Source organism: Celeribacter halophilus (assembly GCF_018860305.1).
GTDB classification, from domain to species: domain Bacteria; phylum Pseudomonadota; class Alphaproteobacteria; order Rhodobacterales; family Rhodobacteraceae; genus Celeribacter; species Celeribacter halophilus_A.
The window spans coordinates 164088-189559 of record NZ_JAHKPE010000031.1; the positions used below are offsets into that span (position 1 = coordinate 164088).

The window sequence follows — 25472 nt, forward strand, 5'->3', positions numbered from 1 at the left end:
ACTCAGCCGTCACGAACCTCGGACTGGAGCGCCTTTGCCCGATCTTTCGAAATGCCCAGAAGCTTTTCGATATGATGCAAAAGCACATCTTCCTGTTCGTGATTCACACCATCAGCATAAACCACCTGCCAAAGCGCCTTCAGCGTGCGTTCGCGTTCTTCCATGCTGATGGCATTACGCACGATCTCAGTCATTTCCTGCGTCTCGGGCATTTCTTTTTCGAGTTTTTCGCAAGCCGCGCGCATTTTCGACGCCTCGACAGGGTTCAACCCGAAGCGGCGCGCGAGAATGGAGTCGATCACTTGCAACTCCTCGAACAGAATCTTGTGGTCGGCCTTCGCGGCCCGCACCAGAAGCGCCCCCATAGCATGTTGCGCATCCGCCTCCGGCAAAGGTGTCTCGTAAGGCTCGGCTTTTTTGAAAATCGCTTTCAGGGTTCTGAACATTCTCTGCTCCAAACTGGGGTCGACGCGAGTCTTTCACAGACCGCGCGCCGCTTCCAGTATCTCACAGATGAAACAGGGATCGTTTCGCGCCCCTGTTGCAAAAGGCAGACAGCTTGTCCGGCGTCCCAGCCTACAGACGCGCGACAGCCCCCCGTTGCGCGGATGTGACTTGACCGAAGGTTTAACCTGCCACCGCCCGCAGCAACCGCTTGCGCGCAGGCGGGATCGCCTTGATCTCGACACCGGTGAACACATGCATCGTGTTCAATTCGCGATCCACCACCGCATGATCCGACACCCAGCCGCCCATCATCAGATAGGTCTTCAACAGCGGCGGCATCTTGAGCATCGCACGGCGTGCATCCGGTTTGCGCCGCAATCGCGCAGCATATTTGAACACATTGGGGGCTTTGACCTTCGGCAGGAACCGTTTGGGACCAAGATGGCGGTGTTTGAGCATGGCCAGAGCATCGGCATGGTCTTTCCACTCGGTGCCATGAAAAGAGGAACAGCCGAACAAAAGCGCCACATCCTGCTCGTCGACATAGCGGGTCATCGCCCCCCATGCCACGCGCAGAATGTCCGGATCCTTCACTTCGGGATGAATGCAGAAACGCCCCATCTCCAACATCCGGCCCTCATAATCCGCAAGTCCTTCCAGCCCGTAGAACTGTGCCGAATAACTTTGCGAGATTTGCGCCCCGCCTTCGAGGTCCAGAAAACGATAGGTGCAGACCAGCCGCCCCGTCTTGCGTTCCTCGATCAGCACATGGCGACACAAGGCATCGAAATCATCGGCCTCAAGCCCGTCCTCACGCGCAATCGCGCCCGTGCCTGCCACGAAAGCCAGATAACGCAAACGCTGTGCCGCCTCGACATCGGCGCGGGTCTCGGCAAAGCGCGCCGTGTAACGGCCTTTCAGGAGCTTGAACATCGCTGTGAGTCCTTTTCTTGTCCCTATAGAATATGGGTAGCCCCTTCATGCCTGCAAGTTATGACGGTTTCTTGACGCCTTGCCCTGCACGGAATGCCGCCTATCTGTGCTAAAACAACACGCACATGGCCCGAACCGAATATGTGCGGACACACAGCAGGGCGGATCAAGACCTTGGGCCATGACTTCGGTATGGTCAGGGCCTGCCAAACTCATCCCCTGTCGCACCTCCAATGCGACCGAGGTCAACCGAAAGCAAAAGGGACACCCTATGGCCAAAATAGAGAAAACCGACGCCCAATGGCGCGAGGAACTGGACCCCGAAACCTATCGGGTGACCCGTCTGGCGGGCACCGAGCGCCCCTTCTCGCATCCCGGTTTCCCGAAAACCCCCGGCGTTTTCACCTGCGCCTGTTGTGGTGCGGAACTGTTTGCACAGGAAAACAAATTCGAATCACATTGCGGCTGGCCCGCCTTCGACGCGGCCAAAGACGACGCCCCCATAGCCGAAACACGTGACACCACCCACGGAATGATCCGCACAGAAGTGCATTGCGATCAATGTGGCGCGCATCTGGGGCACGTCTTTCCCGACGGGCCGGTCGAGACCACCGGCATGCGCTATTGCATCAACGGCGTGTCTCTGCGCTTCGTGCCCAAAGACGCAGATTAAAGGCAACACCTCACTCTGAGGCCGCACGGGCGGCTTTCTGATGGCCCAAATACTCAAAAGAAAACCGCGCAGGGGATTTTCCCATGCGCGGTTTTTTTCCAAATCCGCAAAATGCAGAGCTTACTGCAACAACTGCTCCGCAGAGACATTGCCAAGGTTGCCAAAGAGCTGCTGGAGGAAGGTGATGCCCTTCACCCCGTCATCCGTCACGCGACGCGACAGGACGACCACGCGGCCCTGCTCAAGTCCGAATCGCTCGACATTGCTGACCCGCCCTTGAGCATCAAAGGAGATGGCCACAACCTGACGGTCCACTTCTTTCGGCTCGAACGCGCCCAGATGGCGGAATTGCGAGCGGACGTAATACCATGCGGAACTGTCCAGAATACCTTCTGTGCCCGGCGTGCCGATCTCGTCCTTGATGGTCTCTTTTGTATCGACCCCGACAGAGATTTGCGCCAGCTGCTCCTCGGACGGCACATAGCCGTGATTGCGGAACTGCGCCACGCAGGCCGTCAGAGACAGGATAAGGGTCAGCCCCAAAACGGCTTTCGCCAGAGTGGAGACCCAGGATAAGACCCCTGTTGCGGTCTTTTGCGGGAAAATGCGGTCGGACATGTGCCCCCTCTTGCCTTGTGAGCCTGCGCCTCTTATCCGCTTATAGAAACAGGGCCCGACGTTCAAGGAGACATCGACAATGGGACATGACGGTTTGACAAGCTGGGGGGCGGAATTGCGCTTGCGTGATCTTTCGGACGCCCATGCGCATCCGTTCCGCCTCGTACCCACATCCGAGGATCTGGAAGAAATGGCCGCCACGCTTGGCCTGTCTTCCGTGAAGAAACTGTCTTTCGAGGGCAAAATGATTCCCATCGGCAAACGCGACTGGCGTCTTGAGGGCAAACTGGGGGCCACGGTGGTCCAGCCCTGCGTGGCCACGCTCGCGCCCGTGACAACACGGATCGACGCGGATGTGAGCCGCAGCTACCTCGCGCAGTTCAAAGAGGATGCCGAGGAAGAAGAAATCGAAATGCCCGCAGATGATGCCGAGCCCCTGCCCGTCGCGCTGCTCCTGTCCACCGTGGCGGAAGAGGAACTGGCACTGGCGGCACCGGACTATCCGCGAGTCGAAGGCGCCGAGCTTGCGGTGACGCAATTCACCGAATCTGGCAAGGAGGCGCTGACCGACGAGGATTTGAAACCTTTTGCCAGCCTCAAATCCTTGCGCGACAAGTTGCAAAAAGACGGCGATTAACCTGCACAGGCGGGGCACACCCGCCCCGAAAGGCCGGAAAACCACCGCAAAACACCGGATAAACACGGCAAAAACAAAAGACTTGCACGAAAACGAAATCCGAGTATGTTCCCGGCCTCGCTTCCACGAATGTTGTCGCGTCTGGCGCAGACGGAATGCCATGGCAAAACCATGGTTTACACGCTGCCCGCGAAAGCCTATGAAGCGCCAAAGTTTTGCCGGGCATGAGGCCCGGAGATAAATTGGGGCCCCGGCCCCGCCCACCTGCGGCACGGGTTTTCGAACCTTTTGCCCTTTGATACCGAGGTTGAGACATGGCTGTCCCTCAGAATAAGATTACCCGCTCCAAGCGGAACATGCGCCGCGCACACGATTCGCTGGTTGCAGGCAATCCTGCTGAATGCCCGAACTGTGGCGAGCTGAAACGCCCCCACCACGTCTGTGGTGCTTGCGGCCATTACGATGATCGTGAAGTCGTCGCACAAGCCGACGAGATCGATCTCGACGAAGACGCAGCATAAGCTTCGCTTTACGACGTCTGACTCATGACCGAGCCCTCGCCCTCAGTTGATCCGATGTCTGCCGCTTCTGCGGAGACCGAGGCACAACGTAAAGGCCGGCTCGGTGCACGCGCAGGCGTTAAAGTCACGCTTTCGGTTGACGCTATGGGCGGCGACCGTGGACCGGCGACCGTGGTCGCCGGTATTGCGCGTTCTGCATCCAAAAACCCTGCGCTGCATTTCATCCTGCACGGCCCTGCCGCCGAGTTGAACAAACTCGTGCGCAAACGGCGTATCCTGCGGGATCGCATCGAGATTCGCGATGTGCCCGGGGTCGTCACTATGGATGAAAAACCCAGTCAGGCCATGCGCCGGCCGGACACCTCTATGCGCTCTGCCATTGATGCGGTGAAAAACGGCGAGGCTCAGGCCTGTGTCTCCTGTGGCAACACGGGCGCGTTGATGGCGACCTCGATGATCCGCTTGCGCAAGCTCGACGGAATCAACCGCCCCGCCATCGCCTGCCTCTGGCCCTCGCGCAATGCACAGGGGTTCAATGTCATGCTGGATGTGGGCGCGGATATTCGCGCCGATGCGCGTGATCTGTTGCAATATGCCATGATGGGCGCCTCCTATGCGCGCAACGGTTTGGGACTGGATGTGCCGCGAATCGGATTGCTGAATGTCGGCACCGAAGAACACAAAGGCCGCGCCGAACTCAAAGAGGCCAACGAGCTGATTTCCAATGCCTCCGGCATCGGTGGATATGACTTCAAAGGGTTTGTGGAAGGCGGAGACATTCCCGGCGACAAGGTCGATGTCATCGTCACCGACGGGTTCACCGGAAATATCGCACTGAAAACCGGCGAAGGCACGGCGAAACTTGTGGGTGATTTCCTCAAGGAAGCCTTCAAGGCCACGCCTCTGTCCCGCGTCGCCGCCCTTCTGGCGCTGACCTCGTTGAAACGCTTGCAGAAACGAATCGATCCTCGGCGCGTGAATGGCGGGGTGTTCCTCGGCCTCAAAGGCACTGTGGTCAAATCCCACGGCTCGGCCGATGCCACCGGCGTCTCCGCCGCCATCAAACTGGCCTATGAACTGGCTTCCACAGGGTTCACCGAACGTTTGGCCGCACGGGTTGCATCCGCCGACGCCTCGGCGCAAAATGACCCAACGTCATAAGTAACATAAGGCTCAAAGCCATGACAATCCGGGCAGTCGTCACCGGCGTGGGTCACTACCTCCCCGCACGCGTGGTCGAAAACGCAGAATTCGAAAAAACTCTCGACACATCCGACGAATGGATCAGAACGCGCACGGGGATCGAGCGCCGCCATTTCGCCGAAGAAGGCGAAACAACCTCCATGATGGGCACTGCAGCCGCGAAAGCCGCGCTTGCCGATGCGGGTGTGGACGCCAGCGAGATTGAGGCCGTGATCGTCGCCACCTCGACGCCGGATCTTACCTTCCCCTCAGTCGCGACGATGATCCAGAAAGAACTGGGCATGACCTGCGGCTTTGCCTTTGATGTGCAGGCCGTCTGCGCGGGCTTTATCTATGCGCTCTCCAATGCCAATGCCCAGATCGTCTCTGGTCAGGTGAAGAAGGTTCTGGTCATCGGGGCGGAGACCTTCTCGCGCATCATGGACTGGACCGACCGTTCCACATGCGTCCTCTTTGGCGATGGCGCGGGCGCCTTGGTGCTTGAGGCACAAGAGGGCAAAGGCACGCCGGAAGATCGCGGCATCCTGTCTGTCGATCTCAATTCCGATGGCAATTACAAAGACATGCTCTATGTCGATGGCGGGGTCTCCACCACCGGCACGGCGGGAAAACTGCGGATGCAGGGCAATGCGCTCTTCCGTCAGGCAGTGCAGAAACTCGCCTCCACCGCAGAGACCGCAATAGGCAAAGCAGGGCTGACCACGCAGGACATCGACTGGATCGTGCCGCATCAGGCCAATATCCGCATCATCGAAGGCACCGCCAAAAAGCTCGGGCATGCGATGGATCAGGTGGTCGTCACAGTACAGGACCACGGCAACACCTCCGCCGCCTCGATTCCGCTGGCCATGTCGGTCGGCAAGGAACGCGGGCAGATCAAGACCGGCGACATCTGTGTGGCCGAGGCCATCGGTGGCGGGCTAGCTTGGGGCGCTATCGTCATCCGCTGGTAAACGACCACAGCCCAAGGGCGGCTTCCCGCGCGTCAAAAGCCCCACCCAAGTCATTGATATTGACGGGGGCTTTGCAAACTGCCACTCTCAGGTCAGCCGTCCAAAAGGGGGAGACAAATGAGCAAGACTTTGACACGTATGGACCTGAGCGAAGCTGTATTTCGTGAAGTGGGTCTGAGCCGCAATGAATCCGCCGCCCTTGTCGAAAGTGTGCTGGCGCATATTTCCGATGCCCTCGTCGAAGGCGAGACCGTCAAGATTTCATCTTTCGGCACCTTTTCCGTGCGCTCGAAATCCGAACGCGTAGGACGCAATCCGAAGACCGGTGACGAGGCCCCTATTCCGGCGCGCCGCGTCCTCACCTTCCGCCCGTCGCACCTGATGAAAGATCGGGTGGCCGAAGGCAATAAAGCGTAAACTACACCTAAAGGCTTGATGTTAAATGGATAAATCACCGGACGCCTTCCGCACAATCAGCGAGGTTGCCGATTGGCTCGACACGCCAGCCCATGTGCTGCGCTTTTGGGAGAGCCGGTTTACCCAAGTCAAACCCATCAAGCGCGCGGGCGGGCGACGCTATTACCGCCCTGCCGACATGGCGCTTTTGGGCGGGATCAAGAAACTGCTGCATGACGATGGCATGACCATTCGCGGCGTGCAAAAACTCTTGCGCGAACACGGGGTTAAATATGTCGCCTCGCTCTCCCCTGTGATCGAGGGGGTTGAGCCGATCACCGCTCCGCCTGTGACGAACAGCCCGATTCCCCCGACGCCGAAACCGTCCGAACCTGTGCAGCTTGCCGTCGTGGAAACGCCCCCTGAACCGGCCCAACCTGCACAAGAAACAGCACAAGAGCCGGAACCGGCCCCCGCGCGCACACCTGTGCCGCCCGCGCCGATGGCTGAAATGGTATCCCAAGAGGACTACGAGGCAGAGCAGCCTGAAGAGACCATTGTGCCCTTCTCCCGCTCGGAGCCTGTATCTCCGGACACCGCCGTGGCGCAGCCCGAATCTGACGCGCCTGAGGTCGCAGCCGGGGCGGAGGTCGCAGAGCCCGAAGTCGCAGAAGCGCCTGTATTCACGGCTCACACAGAAGAAACCGCCACGGATGCGCCAACAGAGCCGGAACCGCATGATCCGTCCGAAATGCCGATCGCGATGGATGAAGCCGAAACAGGCACATATGAGTCGGAGGCGATGACCGAATCGCTGTTCGATATGACAGACAGTTCCGAAGCGGATGAGGCGGACTCAATGGCTGAACAAGCGACTTTCGACTTCGATCTGAGTGAGTCCTTTGCGGATCACGACCCCGACCCGAGTCTGGTGGAGACGGACGAGGCCGAGCTGCCCGCCGACGCCCCCCTAGCCGCGCCCACAGAGGCAGAGGTCCCCGCCACACCGGAACGCCTGCCCTTGGGAGCAGCACTTGATCTGCCGGACGACCCTGAGGACACCGCGCCCGAGATCACCCCTGCGGAGAGTGTCTTGGGGCAGCTTGATCATCGCAAACTTATGACCATGCCCGCAGATGAGATCACCGCACTGGTGGCGCGAATCGAAACGCTGCGGGCGCGTCTGGCCGGTTGAACGCAATCGTGCAGCTTATTCCAAATTCAGTGTCTTTTTCGCAAAATAGCACTTGCCCCCGCCACGGAAATCTCTATTTAACGTGTCCACGTCGGGCTATAGCGCAGTCTGGTAGCGCGTCCGTCTGGGGGACGGAAGGTCGCAGGTTCAAGTCCTGCTAGCCCGACCAACAACACCTCAAAACCGCTCGCAACCCTCTGGGCTTGCGGGCGGTTTTGCGTTAAGCCTCTGCCATTCTGTGAAAACCCCGCAAGATGCCCGCAATCAGGGTGGAGGAACGACAATGGGTGTACTGGCCGACCATGCCATTCGCGACATGCTCACACGCGGCGAGGTTTCTGCCGAACCGGCAGTGATTGACGCTCAGGTGCAACCCGCCTCTCTTGATCTGCGTCTCGGAGCGAGGGCATGGCGGGTTCGGGCCTCCTTTCTGGCCGGAGAGGGCCGCACCGTGGCCGAACGTCTCGAAGAATTCGAGATGCACCAGATTGATCTCACAGACGGAGCTGTGTTGGAAAAAGGTTGCGTCTATGTCGTGCCCCTGATGGAACGGCTCGCCCTGCCCGACGGGATTCAGGCCGTGGCCAATGCCAAAAGCTCGACGGGACGGCTGGACCTTTTGACCCGCCTCATCACAGATGAAGGCGTCGAATTCGATCGCATCGCGCCCGGCTATGACGGCCCGCTGTTTGCCGAAATCTGCCCGCGGTCGTTTTCCGTGCTCGTCCGCCCCGGTATGCGGCTCAACCAGATCCGGTTCCGCGACGGACAGGCTGTGCTCACCGATCCGGCGCTGATGGCGCTGCACGAAAGCACCCCGCTGGTCGATGGTCCCGCCGTGATTGATCAGGGGCTGGGGTTCTCTGTCGATCTGAAACCCGCCGAGGGTGATCTCGTCGGTTATCGCGCCAAGCCGCATACGGGTGTGATCGACCTCGACAACATCGGCCATTACGATCCGGCGGAATATTGGGAGCCGATCCATGCCAGAAACGGCCAGATCATACTTGATCCCGGCGCGTTCTATATCCTTGTGAGTCGCGAGGCAGTGCATATCCCGCCCGACTATGCCGCCGAAATGGCCCCATATCTGGCGATGGTGGGCGAATTCCGTGTGCATTACGCCGGTTTCTTTGACCCCGGTTTCGGCAATGTGGATGCAGGTGGCGCAGGTGCACGCGGCGTGCTTGAAGTCCGCTGCCACGAAGCGCCTTTTGTGCTGGAACACGGGCAAATCGTCGGGCGTCTGGTCTATGAAAAGATGCAAAGCCGCCCCGACCGGCTATACGGTGCTGATCTTGCGTCGAATTATCAGGGGCAAGGGCTCAAACTCTCTAAACATTTTCGCGGACTGTAATCTACCGACGCAGCCACGTCCGTAAGACGAAGTTTCCGCAAACGCGCCTCAGAACTTGCCGATTCTCCGGCTCATACGGGCCAGTTTGCGGGCGCGTTTGGCGGTCTCTTTGGCTTGCGAGGACATCTGGGCCTGATCCTGCGTCCGCTTAGCCTGATCTTTGTCGGAAAGTTCCTCGCCGCGCGCAGGTGTGCGCCGTTTGGCCAGCGCGGAGGAGCCCGCATCAATCCCCTTGTTCACCCCTTTGCTCACAAGGGTGCGGATCACGCGGTTGATGACCATGTTGATCAATCTGTCGAGATTCATGTCACTATGCCTCTGCCTGTTGCCCGTATTTCATATCACATTCCCGGAGGCGTGGCGAAAGGCTTTCGCACACAGGTGCGACACACATGCGCGTGAAGGTCTCAGGACTCGTCCTCGAACAGATCATCCTGTTCCTCGTCCCCGTCCTCAAGATCACCATCCCCCGGCATCGGGCGACTGTCCAGAAGGCCTGCAGCGCGCAATTCCTTGACGCCCGGAAGGTCGCGGGCATTCTCAAGACCGAAGTGGTCAAGGAAGCCCGGCGTCACCACATAGGTCACTGGGCGACCGGGACTCATCCGGCGGCGACCAAAGCGAATCCATTCAAGTTCCATCAACTGGTCCAGAGTGCCCCGCGACACGGAGACGCCACGGATTTCCTCGATCTCGGCGCGGGTGCAGGGCTGGTGATAGGCGATGATAGCCAGAGTTTCGATGGCCGCGCGGCTGAGTTTGCGCGTCTCCGTGGTTTCCTTTTGCATCAGAAAGCCAAGGTCCGGCGCCGTGCGAATGGCCCATGCATCACCGACACGCACCACACGCACCCCGCGCCCCTCATAGCGTTTTTGCAACAGATCAAGCGCGGCTCTCGGCTCGCAACCATGCGGCATCCGCGCCGCCAGATCAGCCAGCGTCACCGGATCGGCAGAGGCAAACAGCACCGCTTCGACCATACGTTCCTGCTCGGCCAGAGGCGGGGCCTCGAACAGGCTCTCGACGTGTTCAACCTTTTGGTCAGTTTCAGCCATGCTAACTCCGTGATGTTCCGCTCGGACGGGCTTTGATCTGGATGGGGGCGAATGTGCCGCCCTGACGCAATTCGATCTGCCCCTGTTTGACCAGTTCCAACGACGCCGCAAAGGTCGCGGCGGTGGCAGAACGGCGTTTTTTCGGGTCCAGCTCCCAGCCTTCCGGCAGGTAGGACGACAGATCGGCCCAGTCCAGCGCATAAGGGATCATCCCCCGCATCCGTTCCAGCGCCTGTTCCATCGACAGGATCGCCTCGCGGTCCATGACAAAGGGGCGAAATTCGTCCTTTGTGCGCACGCGAGCATAGGCCTGCATCAGGTCCAGAAGCGTCGCGCGGTAGGTGACGTTGCGCTTGCGCTGCACCTCTTCGGGAATACCGCGCGGGAAAAAGTCGCGGCCTTTCTGGTCGCGGGCCATGAGTTTGGCGGCGGCGTCGCGCATGGCTTCCAGACGTTGCAACTGAAAGGCCAGATGCGCAGCCAGTTCTTCGCCGGAGGGGCCTTCGTCGCTCGGATCAGGCGGCAACAACAGGCGCGATTTCAGAAAGGCCAGCCAGGCCGCCATCACCAGATAATCGGCGGCCAGTTCGATCCTGAGCTCTTTCGCCCGCTCCACAAAGACCAGATATTGCTGCGCCAGATGCAGGATCGAGATTTTCAGCAAATCGACCTTTTGCGTGCGCGACAGTTGCAGCAAAAGGTCCAGCGGCCCTTCAAACCCGTCGACATCCACAATCAGAGCTTCGGCGGCGAGGCGTTCCTCGACACTTAATACATCGCTGATCTCGAATTGATCGGAGTCGGCCATTGGTTGCCTTTACGGGTTGTGCCCAGAAATTACGTTCGGGAAAACTCATCCGCCAGAGCGGTGATGTCAATGGGCTGATAGCTCGGGCGCGTATGGGCGGCATGATCCGCGCGGCTCTGCGCCGTCTCAGACATCGCCCCCAGATGCGCGAGTTGCTCCATCTCGGCCAGATCGCCATTGCAATGCAAAACCATATCGCACCCCGCCGCAAGTGCTACCTGAGCACGTTCCAGAACCGTGCCATCGAGCGCGCCCATCGAAATGTCATCGGTCATCAAAAGCCCGTCAAAGCCGATCTCCTCGCGGATCAGGTCAATCACCTTCGGGCTTTGCGTGGCGGGCCGGTGCGGGTCGATGGCGTCCAGAATAATATGCGCACTCATCCCCATAGACAGATCGCTCAGAGCCTCGAACGGTGCGAAGTCCGCCGCCAGTTCCGCCCGCGTCGCATACACATGGGGCAGCCCCTTGTGGCTGTCCACCGTGCCGCGCCCGTGTCCGGGAAGGTGTTTCATCACAGGGGCAACGCCACCTGCGGCCATGCCCTCGACCAAGGCGCGGCCCATACGGGCAACCATGCCGTGATCTTCGGAGAAACAACGGTTCTTCAGGAAAGGATGAGTCTGTTCGCGGGCCACATCCAGACCCGGAGCGCAGTTCACATCGATGCCCACGCTATGCAGGTCTTCAGCCAACAACCGCCCCCTGATCCACAAGGCGCGGTCGGGATCGCTTGCCTGTTGCACCTGATCCAAAGGGGGCAGGAATTCCCGCCAATGGGGCGCACGCATCCGCTGGACACGACCGCCCTCCTGATCGATCAGCACCGGCGCATCGCGGCCCACGGTCTCGCGCAGCGCATCTGTGAGGCTGCGAAGCTGTTCGGGCGTCTCCACATTGCGGGCAAAAAGGATAAAGCCCCAAGGCTGCGCCTCACGGAAAAACGCCGCCTCACGTGGAGACAGCGTTATGCCTTCGCAGCCGAAGATAAAGGCACCCTGCCCCATGTCTTAGCGCTTGATCGTCGGCACACAGGCCGCGTTCATCGCGGTCAGCGCCGCACAGAAACGGTTCGCATCAGAGGCATCGGCAAAGCCGTAGGCACGCAGACGGTAGAAGGTCTTGCCGCCGCTTTCGGCCTGTTCCACCACACGGGTCTTACCCTCCATGAGGTCTTCAAAACGACCGCTCAACCGTTCCCATTCGCTGCGCGCAATGTCTTCGGATTGAAACGCCCCGAATTGCACAAGGCTTGCACCATCGGGCACCTCGCTCGGGCTGATTTCATTGACCGCACCGACTGCGGCCAGAATGTCACCGGCGACACCGTCAAGGCTGGCCGTATCCGTCCGTGTCGCCAGCGAGGCAAGTTTGACAGGGCGCGGTTTCGGGATCGGGGAGGTCATCACATTTGCCCCGTCGAGCGTGTCGGGCACATTGGTCGCGACCTCTTCGACCGCTTCCAATTCAAGCGGGTCTTCGGCTACCGCGACCTGCTCCAGTGCTTCCGGCGCAGGTTCAACGGCAAAAGCATCCGATGCCGGCTCATAAGAGGAAAGCACAGGCTGCAAGGCCGACACAGGCTGATCCTCGTCGGTCAGTGACGGAGCCGCAGGGGCCAGAACATAGCGATCCGCAGGGGCCGCCGCAGAGCCATCAGCCGTCACGGAGTTGACGGCCAGCCCCTGATGCATGGCAAGCTGACCACCGGGATCATCCGGCAGAAGCCGTGCCGAGCCTTCGAGCGCGCGGATCACCGGCACACCGGTTACATCGCGCACCATGAGCTTGTAGCCCCAAACGGCCAGACCAAGGATCAGCACCAGAGAGATCACCGCCCCGCCCAGTTGTGCAGGCCCGAGTTGGGGGCGTGTAGCACCCTCCATCTCCGGCATATCCTGCGTGTCGTAGACATAGGCCGGAGCTGCCTGATAGCCCGCTTGCGGTGCCTGCGTTTCATGCCCCATAGCCGCGCCCGCCTGCGGGGCAGACTGTGGCGAAAAGTGCACATTTTCCTTGGAAAACAAACGGTCCGCATCCGGTGCGCCCGCCATATTCGGATGGCTTTGTGCCCCGTAATCCGATGGGCGCGTCACCTGTGGCTCCGAGCGTTGCCAATAATGTTCGCGAGAAGTGGTGCCACGATCCTGCGCTGGCGCATAGCCTTGACCGGGGCCGTTAAAAACGTCCTGCATCCTCTTTGCCTCATACATTTCCCGCTTTGTTTTCTGCGGGTTATCATCTGCTCTTGAGAGGCCGCGTGAAGGTCTTTTGCCCTCGTTATAATATGCGGCCCCTCCCGGGGTTCCGGTCAGTTCTGGTCGATACGCTTGAAACTCAACGCATTTCCTCAGCCGGAGTTACCCCAAGGATAGCAAGTCCGGCAGAAATCACAACGGCCACGGCACGCGGTAGGGCAATTTTTGCCGCCGACAGCTCCGCATCGTCTTGCAAGAAGCGCAGCGCCTCGTTCTCATTGCCCTTGTTCCACAGCGCATGGAAGTCGGAAGCCAGATCATAGAGATAGAAGGCGATCCGGTGCGGCTCGTGGCCTTTGGCGGCGATTTCCACCTGACGCGGGAAATCGGCCAGCTTGCGTGCAACGGCAATCTCCGCGGGATCGTCAAAGCGCGGCGTATCGGAAAGTGTAATCCCCTGCGCCTCGGCCTTGCGCAACACGGAACAGATCCGCGCATGGGCATATTGCACATAGAACACAGGGTTGTCTTTCGACTGCTCCAGAACCTTGTCAAAATCGAAATCCAGCGAGGCGTCGTTCTTGCGCGTCAACATGATGAAACGTGTCACATCCTTGCCCGCCTGCTCGACCACATCGCGCAGGGTCACAAATGTGCCCGCCCGTTTGGACATTTTGAACGGCTCGCCGTTTTTGAAGAGCTTCACCAACTGGATCAGCTTGATATCGCAATCGACCTTGCCATCCGACAGGGCAGACACGGCCGCTTTCATCCGTTTGACATAGCCGCCATGGTCGGCACCGAATACGTCGATGATCACGTCATAGCCGCGTTTCACCTTGTCATAGTGATAGGCAATATCCGGCGCGAAATAGGTCCATGCCCCGTCAGATTTCTGGATCGGGCGGTCCACGTCATCACCGTGAGCGGTGGATTTGAACAGCGTCTGTTCGCGCGGCTCCCAGTCCTCCGGCATTTTGCCTTTCGGCGGCTCCAGAACGCCGCGATAAATCAGACCTTTTTCGTCCAGTTCCTTGATCGCGGTTTCGATCAGCCCCGTGTTGTAGAGCGATTTTTCGGAGAAGAACCGGTCCATCTCGACGCCCAGCATCTTCAGGTCGTCACGGATCATCGCCATCATCGCATCGGTGGCAAAGACACGTACATCGGCCAGCCATTCTTCCTCCGGCTTGTCCAGAAGACTGTCGCCGTATTTCTCCTTGAGCGCCTCGCCCACTGGCACAAGGTAGTCGCCGGGGTAAAGCCCTTCTGCAATCTCGGGGCTCAGCCCGTGGGCCTCGCGGTAGCGTTCAAACACCGAACGCGCCAGCACATCGACCTGAGCGCCGCCATCGTTGATGTAATACTCGCGCGTCACGTCATAGCCCGCAAAATCCAGCAGCGAGGCCAGAGCATCCCCGAACACCGCACCGCGCGTGTGGCCCACATGCATCGGACCGGTCGGGTTGGCGGAGACATATTCGACATTGACCTTTTTCTGCCCGCCCAAGGTCGAGCGCCCGAAGCCCTCGCTGGTCAGCACAGTTTCCACAAGACCGGACCAGACCGCCTCGGCCAGACGCAGGTTGATGAAACCGGGACCGGCCACATCAACCGTCTCGATCCGCGCATCAGCGGCAAGTTTCTCGGACAGTTTCTCGGCAATGTCGCGCGGCTTCATCTTGGCAGGCTTGGCCAGAACCATCGCCGCATTGGTCGCCATATCGCCATGCAACGGATCACGCGGCGGTTCCACCGCAACATTGGAAAACTCCAATCCTTCGGGCAAAACACCCTCGGCGCTCATCGCATTGAGGCTGTCGATCACAAGGCTACGGATATCGGCGAACAGGTTCATGATGTCTCTCTTTGTCAGTCCAGCGCGGGTTTATCACGCGGGCGCGCCACGTCAACGGGGCTTGCTCATTCAACACGTTTGGGGGTTTGATCTTCCGGCGGCACAAGCGCCACGAGTTTCACACCGGGGCTCATCCGCCCGCGTGCGGTATTCACCCGCAGTTCCGTGCGGCGGCGTTTGAGGGCCTCGCGTGCACTTTCGCGCTGGTCTTCGGGCAAATCCTTGATCAAAGCCTCCGCACGCGCCGGAAACAAAAGCTCGGCATCTTCGGGCAGGAAACGCTTGAACACACCGTCCGCACTCATCCGCCCCAAAAGCATGGCATTGGGCCGGTCCTCTTTCCACTGGTCAAAACCGTAATCCTCGGACAGTTGCGTGACAGAGAGCTTCCAGCCCTGACGCATCAACTCGTCCAGCTCGCCATAGGTCTTGCCCGCCCCGAAAGGACGCCCGCCCAGTTGCGTCGGAAGCGCATGGCGTGCGCGTTCACCTTTGACGCGGGCCAGTTGCCAGACCTGATCGCGCCCGAATTCAGAGCCGAAATCCGTCGCCACCAGCGTGTTATAAGCATCATTTTCCGTCGCCGCTATGAGCGTGGCATAGGACAGAACTTCAAGACTGTCTTCCGCCGCCTCGCCCAGAATATCGCCGTAAAACACCGGCAGACCCGCCGCACGCGGGCGCACCAGACGCGCGTGGTTCGGATCGGCAATCAGCACCGGCACCTCCTCTCGCTTGAGCGCTTGCGCCAAAGCCGTGGTGAACCGCGACCCGCCAAGGATCAGCACCCCCGGCTTGCCCTTGGACGCCAGCCCCAAGCGCCGCGCGAGAGGCGCCAGCGTGAAGCCGTGCAACACCACGGTCGTCAGCACCAGCACAAAGGCCAAAGGCCCCACAACCGCGCCATCGCTCACCCCGTTGGCGGCGAGACGTTCGCCAAATAGCCCCGCCACAGCAACAAGCACCACACCGCGTGGCCCTGTCAGCGCGATAAGCAGTTTTTCGTTGCGCGGCAGTCCGGTCCCGATGAGCGAGACCAAAACGGTCACAGGGCGCGCCACGAGGATCACCAAGGCCACAAAAAGCCCCGCCCGCCATGTCAACTGTCCCAAGGAGGCGAAATCCATCGAGGCAGCCAAAAGGATGAACACGCCCGAAACCAGAAGCACCGTCGCATGTTCCTTGAACCGGCGCAGCTCTTCGAAAGACGGCAGATCGGCATTGGCGATGATCAGCCCCATCACGGTCACCGCCAAAAGCCCGCTTTCATGCAGCATCATATTCGGGAAAGCAAAGGTCACCAGAAGCGTGGCAAACAGCACCGGCACCTTCATATATTCCGGCACATAGGCGCGGCGGAACGTATAGGAAATCGCCATCCCCGCCGCGATGCCCACAGCCATGGCCATGGCGATCCCGACCCCCAGTTGCACCAAGGCATCCGGCAGGCTCTCCGCCTCGCGCCCTACCAGCACAAATTCAAAGGCCAGCACCGCCGCCAAAGCCCCGACAGGGTCGTTGACGATGGCCTCCCATTGCAACAGGTTCGCGGGCCGTTTTTGCAGCTTGGCCTGCCGCAGCAAAGGCGCGATCACGGTCGGGCCTGTGACAACCATAATGCCGCCGAACACCGTTGCGGCCTCCCAGCCCAGCCCCGCACCCCAATGCAGCGCCGCTGTCGAGAGGAACCAACCCAAAGGCGCGCCGATCAGAACCAGACGCGTCACACCTTTGCGCGCATCCCCCAGCTTGTGCAGATCAAGCGTCAGCCCGCCTTCAAACAGGATCACCGCCACCGCCAACGAAATCAGCGGCTGCACCAGATCACCAATATCGCGCTGCGGATCAAGAATGCCCAAAGCGGGGCCGACGATGAGACCGGCGGCCAGCATCAGCACAATCGCGGGAAGTTTCAGTCGCCACGCGAGCCATTGCGACCCGACGCCAAGTGCGCCCACAAGGGCAAAGGCTTCCACCGGACCCAAGCCCGTCAAATGTTCTGTCGCCATATCCCGCTCCCCCGCAGATCCTGCGGTCTCCTTTGTGCCTCAAATACTCAAACGCATCAGGCGCAAAGTCGTTCATATTCCTGAATGGCGAAACGGTCGGTCATCCCGGCAACATAATCAAGCACGATCCGCGCCAGTTCCGTCTCCGACTGCGCGTTTTCCACCTCATGACGCCATTCTTCGGGCAAAAGCTCCGGCTTTTCCATGAACAACGGAAAGAGCGTGTTGACCATATGGGTCACGCGCTGGCGCTCTCGCACCACAGACGGCGCGCGATACATTCGGGTGAAGAGAAAGGACTTGATCGCCTTGAGGTTCTGGAAGAACGGTTTGGAAAACCGGATGATCGTCCGGTCCATATCGCGGATGTCCTGCGCGGTTTCCGGCTTGGCCGCTTCCAAACGGTTGGTGGCAATGGTCAGCACATCCTCGACCATATAGCCGAAAATCCGCCGCAGCGCCTCATGGTCGCGCCGGTTGCGCTCAAGCCCCGGATAGAGGCGGTCCACCTCCTCATATGCCGGGCCCGTCAGCGGCAGTTCCATCAAATCCTCGGCGGTGAACAGCCCCGCACGCAGCCCGTCATGCAGGTCGTGGTGGTTATAGGCCACATCATCGGCAATCGCCGCCACCTGCGCCTCGGCGGATGCGAATGTGTGCAACTCAAGGTCGAACAGGTCGTTCACCTCCTTGAGCGCATAGGGCAAAGGCGCGTCTTCGGGGTGTTTCTTTTTATCCGCATAAGGCCCGACAATCGGCCCGTTGTGCTTGGCGATGCCCTCAAGGCTCTCCCATGTCAGGTTCAGCCCGTCGAATGTCGCGTAATGCTTTTCCAGCTTGGTGACGATCCGCAAGGCCTGCGCATTGTGGTCAAACCCGCCATAGGGTGCCATCAACAGTTCGAGCGCATCCTCGCCGGTATGTCCGAAAGGCGAATGCCCCAGATCATGCGCAAGGGCGACCGCTTCGGCCAACCCCTCGTTCAACCCCAAAGCGCCCGCCATGGTCCGCGCCACCTGCGCCACCTCGATAGAGTGGGTCAACCGCGTGCGGTAGTAATCACCCTCATGTTCGACGAAGACCTGCGTCTTGTGTTTCAGCCGCCGGAAGGCCGACGAGTGAATGATCCGGTCGCGGTCGCGCTGGAACGGTGAGCGGAACGTTGACAGTTCCTCGGAGTAGAGCCGCCCGCGGGTGTCGTTCGGCTGGCTTGCATAGGGTTTCATCATCTGCCTGTTTCAGAGGTATCTTCACCCCTGTCCTTGTCGCCTGTGTTTTCCACAACTATATTGTGCACAGCATCCGGCGACAAACAGATGACGCCGCTTTTTCGCATTAATCTGCTGTTTTTTCAGCCTGAACACCCGGGATCGACATCATGGCTCTTACTCTGCCCCCGAAAGTGACCCCTCGTGCCTTTGCACGTCTGGCCGAAATCAACGCCGCAACCGGCGAGGACAAGGCGCTGCGCGTCGCTGTCGAAGGCGGCGGATGTTCGGGATTTCAATATGACATCACCCTCGACACCCCCGCCGAAGACGATGTGGTGCTCTCCGGTGACGGTGGCACGGTGGTGATTGATCCGGTCTCCCTGCCCTTTCTGGAGAACGCCACCATCGACTTCACCGAAGAACTGATCGGCGCGCGTTTCGTGATCGACAACCCGAATGCAAGCTCCTCTTGCGGCTGCGGCGTATCATTTTCGATGTGAGATGCAGCCCATTCGGGACGTGGTTTTGAGGGAGGTCTTCAGGCCTCCCTTTTTGCAGTCTCGCGTTCTGCTCTCTGGCGCGGCCTGCGAAACGCCGCATCATTCCGCAAACCCACAGGTCCTCACCGCGCAAGACAGGCGAAAGCCGTCTTTCTACGCAGGACCTGCCCGTTTCCATCGCGCGTAAATACACAGAAACCCCGACAGGAATTCACACACAAAACCGTCACTTTTCACGCGCAATCTTGTGATCTTTCAACCCCTTAACCTTAGCGACCCACATCCCATATCAGACAGGACAGAGCAAAGCGCCGTGCAATTCCGCCGGTGTCTCGCAAAGGATAAAAGGACAAAGACAATGATCACCCACACCGTAAAAACTCTTGTGGCCGCCACACTGCTGGCCGCTGCCGGTTCCGCCGCTTTTGCCGGTGCGAATTACATCAAGGTCGGAGAGGCCCAGAACACCAACTCCGGCGTGACCCTTGAACTTGTGCGCGCCGATTCCGACGGGGTGATCTATGCCTATGACGCGCGGACCGGCACGGATGGCAAGGTTCTCGGTTCCACCGCCGTCAAGGCAGGTGCCAACAGTGATGTACGGGTCAATTTCAAAACCCCTGCGCTCAATGATGTGCTGACCGTGCTCTACACGGACGACACGACCACGCCGAGCGCCACCGCACAGGTGCATGAAAGCGACTGACGCTGCGCCTCCAAGGACGTCTGGTTTCCCACAAAACACAGACACCCCAAAGCCCCCGTTCCTCGTGCGGGGGCTTTTTCTTGGCTTGCAATAGCGCGCACAGCCTGTTCAAACCGCCTCATGACCCAAGTCGATACACTCATTCTAGGCGCAGGGGCCGCAGGGCTGTTTTGCGCGAAATTCGCAGCCGCAACAGGCGGTTCCGTGCTTGTGGTGGACCACGCCAAACGCCCTGCCGACAAGGTGCGGATTTCCGGCGGCGGGCGGTGCAATTTCACCAATCTCTACGCCGCGCCGGACAATTACATCTGCCGCAATCCGCATTTCATGAAATCGGCGCTGGCACGTTACACGCAATGGGATTTCATCGACCTTCTGGCACAGCACGGCATCACATGGCATGAGAAAAACCCCGAAAAAGGCTTGGGGCAGCTGTTCTGCGACGGCAAATCCGCCGCCATTATCGAAATGCTGCTACACGAATCCCGCGCTGCCGACTTGCGGCTTTCCACAGAGGTGGGCGAGATTTCCCATGACGGCACGCGGTTTACTGTCTTCTTGAACGGTCAGCCGGTGCAGGCGCGCAATCTGGTGGTGGCCACCGGCGGCAAGAGCATTCCGAAAATGGGCGCCTCGGGGATCGGCTACCAGATCGCGACGCAATTCGGCCTTCAGGTTCTGGACACCCGCCCCGGCCTCGTGCCCCTGACCTTCGCCCCCCATGAGCTGGAATGGATCGCACCGCTTGCGGGCACCGCCATTGAGGCGCGCGTCACGGCCAACGGCACATCCTTTGACGAAGCACTCCTGTTCACCCATCGCGGCCTGTCCGGACCGGCCATTCTTCAGGTCTCGAACTACTGGCGCGAAGGGGATGCGATCACCGTGGACCTTTTGCCCGCGCAAAACGCATTCGAAGCCCTGAAGGCCGAGCGCAGCCACAATGGCCGTCGCCAGATGCACACCGCTCTGGCCACCCTATTTCCCGCCAAACTGGCCACGGCTCTGACCGAAAAGTGGCACTTGCGGGGAAATCTTGCCGACCAGTCGGACAAGGCGCTTCAGGACTTGGCAAACCATATCCACGCCCTGCCCCTCAAACCCACAGGTTCGGAGGGCTACCGCACAGCCGAGGTGACACTGGGCGGCGTGGACACGGACGGGCTGTCGTCGAAAACAATGGAAGCCAAAACCGTCCCCGGTCTCTATTTCATCGGCGAGGTGGTCGATGTGACGGGCTGGCTCGGCGGCTACAACTTCCAATGGGCTTGGGCCTCTGCCGCCGCAGCCGGTCGGGCCATTGCCGAACGCCAGTGATCCCCCTAGAAAGGGACAAAAGAAGGAGCGCCCATGAAAATCGCCAGTTTCAACATCAACGGCATCAAAGCGCGGGTCAACGCCCTTCAGGATTGGCTCAAGGAAGCCGAACCCGATGTGGCGATCTTGCAGGAGATCAAATCCGTCGACGAGAATTTCCCCCGCGAGATTTTCGAGGACATGGGCTACAATGTCGAAACCCACGGGCAGAAATCGTTCAACGGCGTGGCGCTTTTGTCGAAACTGCCGCTCGAAGACGTGACCCGCGGCCTGCCCGACGCACAGGGCGCAGGGCGCGACGGGGCCGATGACGAGGAAGCGCGCTATATCGAGGCCACCGTGGTCGGCGACAAAGGCGCGATCCGCATCTGCGGGCTCTACCTGCCCAACGGCAATCCGGTCGATCTCGACGCCGATGGCCAACCGGTGCCCGGATCGAAATACGACTTCAAACTCAAATGGTTCGACCGGCTGACACAGCGTGCCGAGGCACTTTTGGCGCTCGAAGAACCGTTTCTGATGGCAGGCGACTACAACCTCATCCCCCAGCCCGAAGACGCCAAACGCCCCGAGGCATGGAAAGACGACGCGCTGTTCCGTCCGGAAAGCCGTGCAAAGTTTCGCAAGATGATGAATCTCGGCCTCACAGATGCGTTGCGGGTCCGGAATGGTGCGCCGGAGACCTATACGTTCTGGGATTACCAAGCCGGTGCCTTCCAGAAAAACGACGGCATCCGCATTGACCACTTCCTTTTGTCGCCACAGGCCGCCGATCTTTTGACCGACTGTCAGATCGACGCCTATACGCGGGCCAAGGACAAACCGTCAGACCACGTGCCGATCTGGGTCGAACTGGATTTGTAAGGCAGAGATTCACGCGACAACATCAAAGCAAAAGGGGCCGCGACGGGCCCCTTTTTCATAACATCCTCACCAAAAGCAGACACCCGCACGGATGGTTCAGCGTTTCGGCGGGCGCTGTTTCTTGACCTTCGGCGCGTCGGCACGTTCTTTGCCGAGGTGTTTACGCAGCCGCGACGGTGTGGACTTGGTCTTGTTCTTGAACGGGTTCTTGTCCGCCTGAGAGCGGAAGAACAGGCGGATCGGCGTGCCCGGCATATCAAAGTCTTCGCGCAACCCGTTGATAAGGTAGCGTTTATAGCTGTCGTTCAGATCATCTGGCTGCGAACACATCACAATGAATTGCGGCGGACGGGCCTTCACCTGCGTCATGTAGCGCAGCTTGATCCGGCGGCCACCGGGTGCAGGCGGCGGGTGGGCCGTGGTCATGGCACCCAGCCAGCTGTTGAGACGCGAGGTCGACACACGACGGTTCCACACCGCATGGGCATCGAGAATCGCCTCTTGCAGCTTGTCGAGGTTCTTGCCCGTCATGGCGGAAACCGTGACCAATTGCGCGCCGCGAAGCTGCGGCAGAAGCCGTGCAAATTCTTCGCGCAACTCTTTGGCCTTGTTGGATTTGTCTTTTTCCTCGTCCCATTTGTTCACGGCAATCACAACCGCACGGCCCTCACGCTCTGCCAGATCGGCGATGCGCAGGTCCTGTTGTTCAAACGGAATAGAGACGTCCAGAAGCACGACCACCACTTCAGCGAATTTCACCGCGCGCAGACCATCGGCGACGGAGAGCTTTTCCAGCTTTTCCTGCACCTTGGCCTTTTTGCGCATCCCCGCCGTGTCAAACACCCGCACGGGCGTGCCGTTCCATGTCATCGTCACAGAGATAGAATCGCGCGTGATCCCCGCCTCAGGTCCGGTGAGCAGGCGATCTTCACCCAGAAGCTTGTTGATCAGCGTGGATTTGCCCGCATTGGGACGCCCCACGACAGCAATCTGCAAAGGCTTGTCCATGGTGAAATCGCGCGACGCGCCACCGATGTCTTCGCCCTCGCCCAGTTCCTGCTCTTCCTCGGTCAGTTCGACATCAACCTCGGGCTGCTCTTGCGCCGAGCGGATATCGAACTGCGCCGCGAGCGGTTTGAGCACGTCATAAAGATCGGGCATCCCCTCGCCATGTTCGGCAGAAAGGCGCAAAGGCTCGCCAATGCCGAGACCATAGGCCTCCAGAAAACCGCTTTCGCCGGCTTTTCCCTCGGCCTTGTTCACCGCAAGGATCACATGTTTGGCGCGTTTTCTCAGAATATCGGCAAAGACTTCGTCGGCGGGCAAAACACCTGCACGCCCGTCGATCATGAACAGGCAGACATCCGCCATGTCGACCGCGCGTTCGGTGAGTTTGCGCATCCGGCCCTGAAGGCTGGCATCGGTCGCTTCTTCAAGCCCCGCCGTGTCGATCACGGTAAAGCGCAGATCGCCAAGCTTCGCCTCACCTTCGCGCAAATCGCGCGTCACGCCGGGCTGGTCATCCACCAACGCCAAACGCCGCCCCACAAGGCGGTTGAACAGGGTCGATTTGCCCACATTGGGACGACCGACGATGGCGAGAGAAAAGGACATAATTCAGGCTCCGGGTGTGGGTTCAAGCAGCCCCGATACACCCGTTCGGGGCCGCCCGTCAAAGAGAATCAGCGCAGGGCAGCCAGAGAGCCGTCTTCCAGCAGGAGATACATCACCCCGCCGACGACAATCGGGTCCGAGGCCGCGCCTTCGGGAAGGGCAACCGAGGCCGCCAATGCGCCCGAAACAGGATCAAATCCGCGCAGCATTCCGTCATCCGAGGCCACCCAGAGTTTGCCCCCTGCCGCCACGGGACCGTAATGGGCAAAGACGGTTTTGCGCTTGCGCTCTTTTTCCGTGGTGAAATAGGGCAGTTGCACGCCCCAAATCCGCTCGCCGCTGGAGGCCGAGAGCCGCACCAACTCGTTGCGGTCGGTCACGATAAAGACAGAGCCACCCACGATGGACGCAGGGCTATAGGCCCCCTCGTCCGCCGTCCAGATCCGTGTACCGGTTTCGAGATTGAACGCGGCATAGCGTCCGGCCTGGTTGCCGACATAGAATTTTCCCCCGATCACAACCGGATCAGAGGTGATGTCAGAGACATTGGCATAGACCACGCCCTTGCGCTGACCAGCCAGAGAGGAGGTCCAGTAGCGGACGCCGCCCTTACGGAAGACGCCGTAGAGATCACCGGAGGCAAAGGGCAGAATCGCGAATTTGTCCGACACCGCCGGAGAGGTCGCCCCGACGCGTGAGGTAATGCTTTCGGGACCGGAGATTTGCCATTTCACGCGCCCGTTGGAGGTGTCCACCGCCCAAGCGCGTCCGTTGCCCGCGACCACATAGGCCAGACCGTCATAGACCGTGAGCCCCGCCGCCCCGACAGAATCCAGACGTTGCCGCCAGATTTCGCCACCGGTTTTCAAATCAAGCGCGACAAGATCGCCGTAACCGGTCGTCGCATAAAGCACGGAGCCGGAGATCGCCAAAGCGCCGCCGAAAACCTTGCCCGGTTTCTCGCCTGCAGGCGTCAGGTCCACAGACCATGCTGTTGCACCGGAGCTTGCGGATACAGCTGTCAGACGCGCTTCGGCATCCATCGCCACGACCAGGCCCTGTGCCGCCACAGGATCAACCGTCAGGCGGGTCTTGCGGGTCTTGCCCTTGCCGATATCAGCGGTCCAGACAAGGCTCGGCGCGCCGGAGGTAAAGGCATTATGGCCGGACGCATGAGTGCGCCCTGCGCCGGTCATGGTCCATGAATCCCGTGAAACCTGCTGGCCCAGAGAAATGCTCTCGGCACGGTTTTGCGGTGTCTCGGTGGCTGTCGCCGCCGCCAGAGGCGAGCCGTCGCGCAGATCGACACGCGGCCCCTGAAGAATCTCCTCACGCCCCGCGCCACACGCCGTCAGCGCCAGCATCGCTGTGAAAAGCCCCGCTTTGCCAGATCGACCGATCATACCCGCACTCCCTTTCATTCCACGATCCCGACGCGTTTTTCTATTCCGCAGGATCGGCCCCGAGGGCCACAATCATCTGAGCCGCGCGCCGACGCAAGGCATTACTTGCCCCGACATCCTGCGAGATGGCCCGATAGCCTTCAATCGCCGCTTCCACTTCGCCCATCTCGACCTGAGCGGCGGCAATCTGCTCCTCGGCCAAAAGCCGGTAGGGCGCGCCGGGGCTGGCAATGACGGCAAGCTGTTTCACACGATCTTCCGGCGGGATTTCCCCCGCACCGATCATCGCGGATTTCAGAACCGCCAGATCACGATAGACCGGCGCCAGCATGTCATCAGCCATCAAAGGTGCCAGAACCGCCAAAGCGCCTTTGACATCCCCTGCGGCATGAAGTTCGCCTGCGCGCAGCATCGCGGCAACCACACGCGCGTCACCTTCAACAGACACCTCGGCCAGGGCCTCGGCCCGTGCTTCGGGCGCATCCAGCCCCAAGGCAGCCGTGATCGCATCACCGGCAGATTCGGCCTGTGCGCGGTCCTGAGACTTGCTGTATTCGTTATACGCCGCACCGCCCACAAGCGCTACAACGGCGACAATGCCGATCCAGCCGTATTTTTTCAGGAAAGCATAGAATTTATCGCGGCGGACCTCTTCGGTCACTTCCTCGATGAAGGTATCGCTCTGGCTCACAAATGCCCTCCGCCCCTGCGCATGCACGGGATTCATGTGGTTTCAAACTCTTGCACCCTCTTACCCCGATCTTCGCCGGATTGCCAAGACCTGCGCTGAGATCAGATGGATGATCTGCCATTCCGGCCCTGTGCCAAGCCGCGCTGGCATTGCAGAAAAGCCGTTTCCTGCCTGATCCGGCGGGCTCTGTGCAAAGGCGCTCATTCATACGGGCCTTGCCCTGCAAAAATGCCGAGACGGTGCCTCACAACGCCGCCCCCAGTGGTTGCCAGATGCAAAAACAGGTTCCAAAGTGAAAGAATTGC

General features: G+C 60.0%; 27 protein-coding genes and 1 tRNA gene. 13 read left to right on the forward strand and 15 right to left on the reverse strand.

Going from position 1 to position 25472, the window contains the following annotated elements; translation table 11 throughout:
• Positions 1-2: 2 nt before the first annotated feature.
• On the reverse strand, positions 3-446 hold the full coding sequence (locus tag KO492_RS12640; protein ID WP_216045296.1) for a TerB family tellurite resistance protein: 444 nt from the start codon (positions 444-446) through the stop codon (positions 3-5).
• Between the two features lie 181 nt (positions 447-627).
• Positions 628-1380 (reverse strand): GNAT family N-acetyltransferase, encoded by a 753-nt coding sequence (locus KO492_RS12645; protein WP_216045297.1) that lies wholly within the window; start codon positions 1378-1380, stop codon positions 628-630.
• Positions 1381-1651: 271 nt separating this feature from the next.
• Here KO492_RS12645 and msrB point away from each other — a divergent pair, with 271 nt between their 5' ends.
• On the forward strand, positions 1652-2053 hold the full coding sequence (msrB, locus tag KO492_RS12650; protein ID WP_216045298.1) for a peptide-methionine (R)-S-oxide reductase MsrB: 402 nt from the start codon (positions 1652-1654) through the stop codon (positions 2051-2053).
• Positions 2054-2173: 120 nt separating this feature from the next.
• Here the strand turns inward: msrB and KO492_RS12655 are convergent, their stop codons facing one another.
• Positions 2174-2671, reverse strand: a complete 498-nt coding sequence (locus tag KO492_RS12655) for an outer membrane protein assembly factor BamE (protein WP_216045299.1) — start codon at positions 2669-2671, stop codon at positions 2174-2176.
• Between the two features lie 79 nt (positions 2672-2750).
• Here KO492_RS12655 and KO492_RS12660 point away from each other — a divergent pair, with 79 nt between their 5' ends.
• From KO492_RS12660 to KO492_RS12695, 8 genes are all read left to right on the forward strand, one after another.
• The gene (locus tag KO492_RS12660; RefSeq protein WP_216045300.1) at positions 2751-3308 is read left to right on the forward strand and encodes a YceD family protein; all 558 of its coding nucleotides are present in this window, start codon (positions 2751-2753) and stop codon (positions 3306-3308) included.
• A gap of 314 nt (positions 3309-3622) precedes the next feature.
• Positions 3623-3829 (forward strand): 50S ribosomal protein L32, encoded by a 207-nt coding sequence (gene rpmF, locus KO492_RS12665; RefSeq protein WP_066599808.1) that lies wholly within the window; start codon positions 3623-3625, stop codon positions 3827-3829.
• 54 nt (positions 3830-3883) lie between these two features.
• The gene (plsX, locus tag KO492_RS12670) at positions 3884-4990 is read left to right on the forward strand and encodes a phosphate acyltransferase PlsX (RefSeq protein ID WP_216045914.1); all 1107 of its coding nucleotides are present in this window, start codon (positions 3884-3886) and stop codon (positions 4988-4990) included.
• A 20-nt stretch (positions 4991-5010) separates the two neighbouring features.
• Complete coding sequence (locus tag KO492_RS12675) at positions 5011-5985, forward strand: beta-ketoacyl-ACP synthase III (RefSeq protein WP_216045301.1); 975 nt, start codon at positions 5011-5013, stop codon at positions 5983-5985.
• Positions 5986-6102: 117 nt separating this feature from the next.
• Positions 6103-6402, forward strand: a complete 300-nt coding sequence (gene ihfA, locus KO492_RS12680) for an integration host factor subunit alpha (protein ID WP_066599804.1) — start codon at positions 6103-6105, stop codon at positions 6400-6402.
• A 25-nt stretch (positions 6403-6427) separates the two neighbouring features.
• A complete protein-coding gene (locus KO492_RS18695) occupies positions 6428-7576 on the forward strand; it encodes a MerR family transcriptional regulator (protein WP_252735516.1) in 1149 nt (382 codons plus the stop codon).
• Positions 7577-7668: 92 nt separating this feature from the next.
• Positions 7669-7745, forward strand: a tRNA-Pro gene (locus tag KO492_RS12690).
• A 114-nt stretch (positions 7746-7859) separates the two neighbouring features.
• On the forward strand, positions 7860-8933 hold the full coding sequence (locus tag KO492_RS12695; protein WP_216045302.1) for a 2'-deoxycytidine 5'-triphosphate deaminase: 1074 nt from the start codon (positions 7860-7862) through the stop codon (positions 8931-8933).
• 48 nt (positions 8934-8981) lie between these two features.
• Here KO492_RS12695 and KO492_RS12700 read toward each other — a convergent pair whose 3' ends face one another.
• The 8 genes from KO492_RS12700 to KO492_RS12735 form a co-directional block, all read right to left on the reverse strand.
• A complete protein-coding gene (locus KO492_RS12700; RefSeq protein ID WP_216045303.1) occupies positions 8982-9239 on the reverse strand; it encodes a hypothetical protein in 258 nt (85 codons plus the stop codon).
• A gap of 101 nt (positions 9240-9340) precedes the next feature.
• Positions 9341-9988: an SMC-Scp complex subunit ScpB gene (gene scpB / locus KO492_RS12705; RefSeq protein ID WP_216045304.1), complete on the reverse strand. Its 648-nt coding sequence runs from the start codon at positions 9986-9988 to the stop codon at positions 9341-9343.
• A gap of 1 nt (position 9989) precedes the next feature.
• Entirely contained in the window at positions 9990-10796 is an 807-nt protein-coding gene (locus tag KO492_RS12710) for a segregation and condensation protein A (protein ID WP_216045305.1), read from the reverse strand.
• Between the two features lie 29 nt (positions 10797-10825).
• A complete protein-coding gene (gene nagZ, locus KO492_RS12715; protein WP_216045306.1) occupies positions 10826-11803 on the reverse strand; it encodes a beta-N-acetylhexosaminidase in 978 nt (325 codons plus the stop codon).
• 3 nt (positions 11804-11806) lie between these two features.
• On the reverse strand, positions 11807-12991 hold the full coding sequence (locus KO492_RS12720; protein ID WP_216045307.1) for an SPOR domain-containing protein: 1185 nt from the start codon (positions 12989-12991) through the stop codon (positions 11807-11809).
• A 142-nt stretch (positions 12992-13133) separates the two neighbouring features.
• Complete coding sequence (gene argS, locus KO492_RS12725) at positions 13134-14852, reverse strand: arginine--tRNA ligase (RefSeq protein WP_216045308.1); 1719 nt, start codon at positions 14850-14852, stop codon at positions 13134-13136.
• A gap of 65 nt (positions 14853-14917) precedes the next feature.
• Complete coding sequence (locus KO492_RS12730) at positions 14918-16861, reverse strand: cation:proton antiporter (protein ID WP_216045309.1); 1944 nt, start codon at positions 16859-16861, stop codon at positions 14918-14920.
• A 56-nt stretch (positions 16862-16917) separates the two neighbouring features.
• Positions 16918-18090 (reverse strand): deoxyguanosinetriphosphate triphosphohydrolase, encoded by a 1173-nt coding sequence (locus KO492_RS12735; protein WP_216045310.1) that lies wholly within the window; start codon positions 18088-18090, stop codon positions 16918-16920.
• Between the two features lie 149 nt (positions 18091-18239).
• On the opposite strand from KO492_RS12735, the gene KO492_RS12740 reads away from it, so the two are divergent.
• The 4 genes from KO492_RS12740 to xth all read left to right on the forward strand — a co-directional run bounded on the left by KO492_RS12740 (position 18240) and on the right by xth (position 21459).
• Positions 18240-18572 (forward strand): HesB/IscA family protein, encoded by a 333-nt coding sequence (locus KO492_RS12740; protein ID WP_216045311.1) that lies wholly within the window; start codon positions 18240-18242, stop codon positions 18570-18572.
• A gap of 358 nt (positions 18573-18930) precedes the next feature.
• Complete coding sequence (locus KO492_RS12745; RefSeq protein WP_252735517.1) at positions 18931-19278, forward strand: DUF7282 domain-containing protein; 348 nt, start codon at positions 18931-18933, stop codon at positions 19276-19278.
• A 120-nt stretch (positions 19279-19398) separates the two neighbouring features.
• Complete coding sequence (locus KO492_RS12750; RefSeq protein ID WP_216045312.1) at positions 19399-20595, forward strand: NAD(P)/FAD-dependent oxidoreductase; 1197 nt, start codon at positions 19399-19401, stop codon at positions 20593-20595.
• A 33-nt stretch (positions 20596-20628) separates the two neighbouring features.
• Positions 20629-21459, forward strand: a complete 831-nt coding sequence (gene xth / locus KO492_RS12755) for an exodeoxyribonuclease III (protein WP_216045313.1) — start codon at positions 20629-20631, stop codon at positions 21457-21459.
• 96 nt (positions 21460-21555) lie between these two features.
• Here xth and der read toward each other — a convergent pair whose 3' ends face one another.
• From der to KO492_RS12775, 4 genes are all read right to left on the reverse strand, one after another.
• Complete coding sequence (gene der, locus KO492_RS12760) at positions 21556-23073, reverse strand: ribosome biogenesis GTPase Der (RefSeq protein ID WP_066599769.1); 1518 nt, start codon at positions 23071-23073, stop codon at positions 21556-21558.
• Positions 23074-23141: 68 nt separating this feature from the next.
• Positions 23142-24476, reverse strand: a complete 1335-nt coding sequence (locus tag KO492_RS12765; RefSeq protein WP_216045314.1) for a PQQ-like beta-propeller repeat protein — start codon at positions 24474-24476, stop codon at positions 23142-23144.
• Positions 24477-24516: 40 nt separating this feature from the next.
• Positions 24517-25167 (reverse strand): hypothetical protein, encoded by a 651-nt coding sequence (locus KO492_RS12770; RefSeq protein ID WP_216045315.1) that lies wholly within the window; start codon positions 25165-25167, stop codon positions 24517-24519.
• 60 nt (positions 25168-25227) lie between these two features.
• Positions 25228-25371, reverse strand: coding sequence for a hypothetical protein (locus tag KO492_RS12775; RefSeq protein WP_216045316.1), 144 nt, complete (start codon positions 25369-25371; stop codon positions 25228-25230).
• Positions 25372-25472 lie beyond the last annotated feature (101 nt).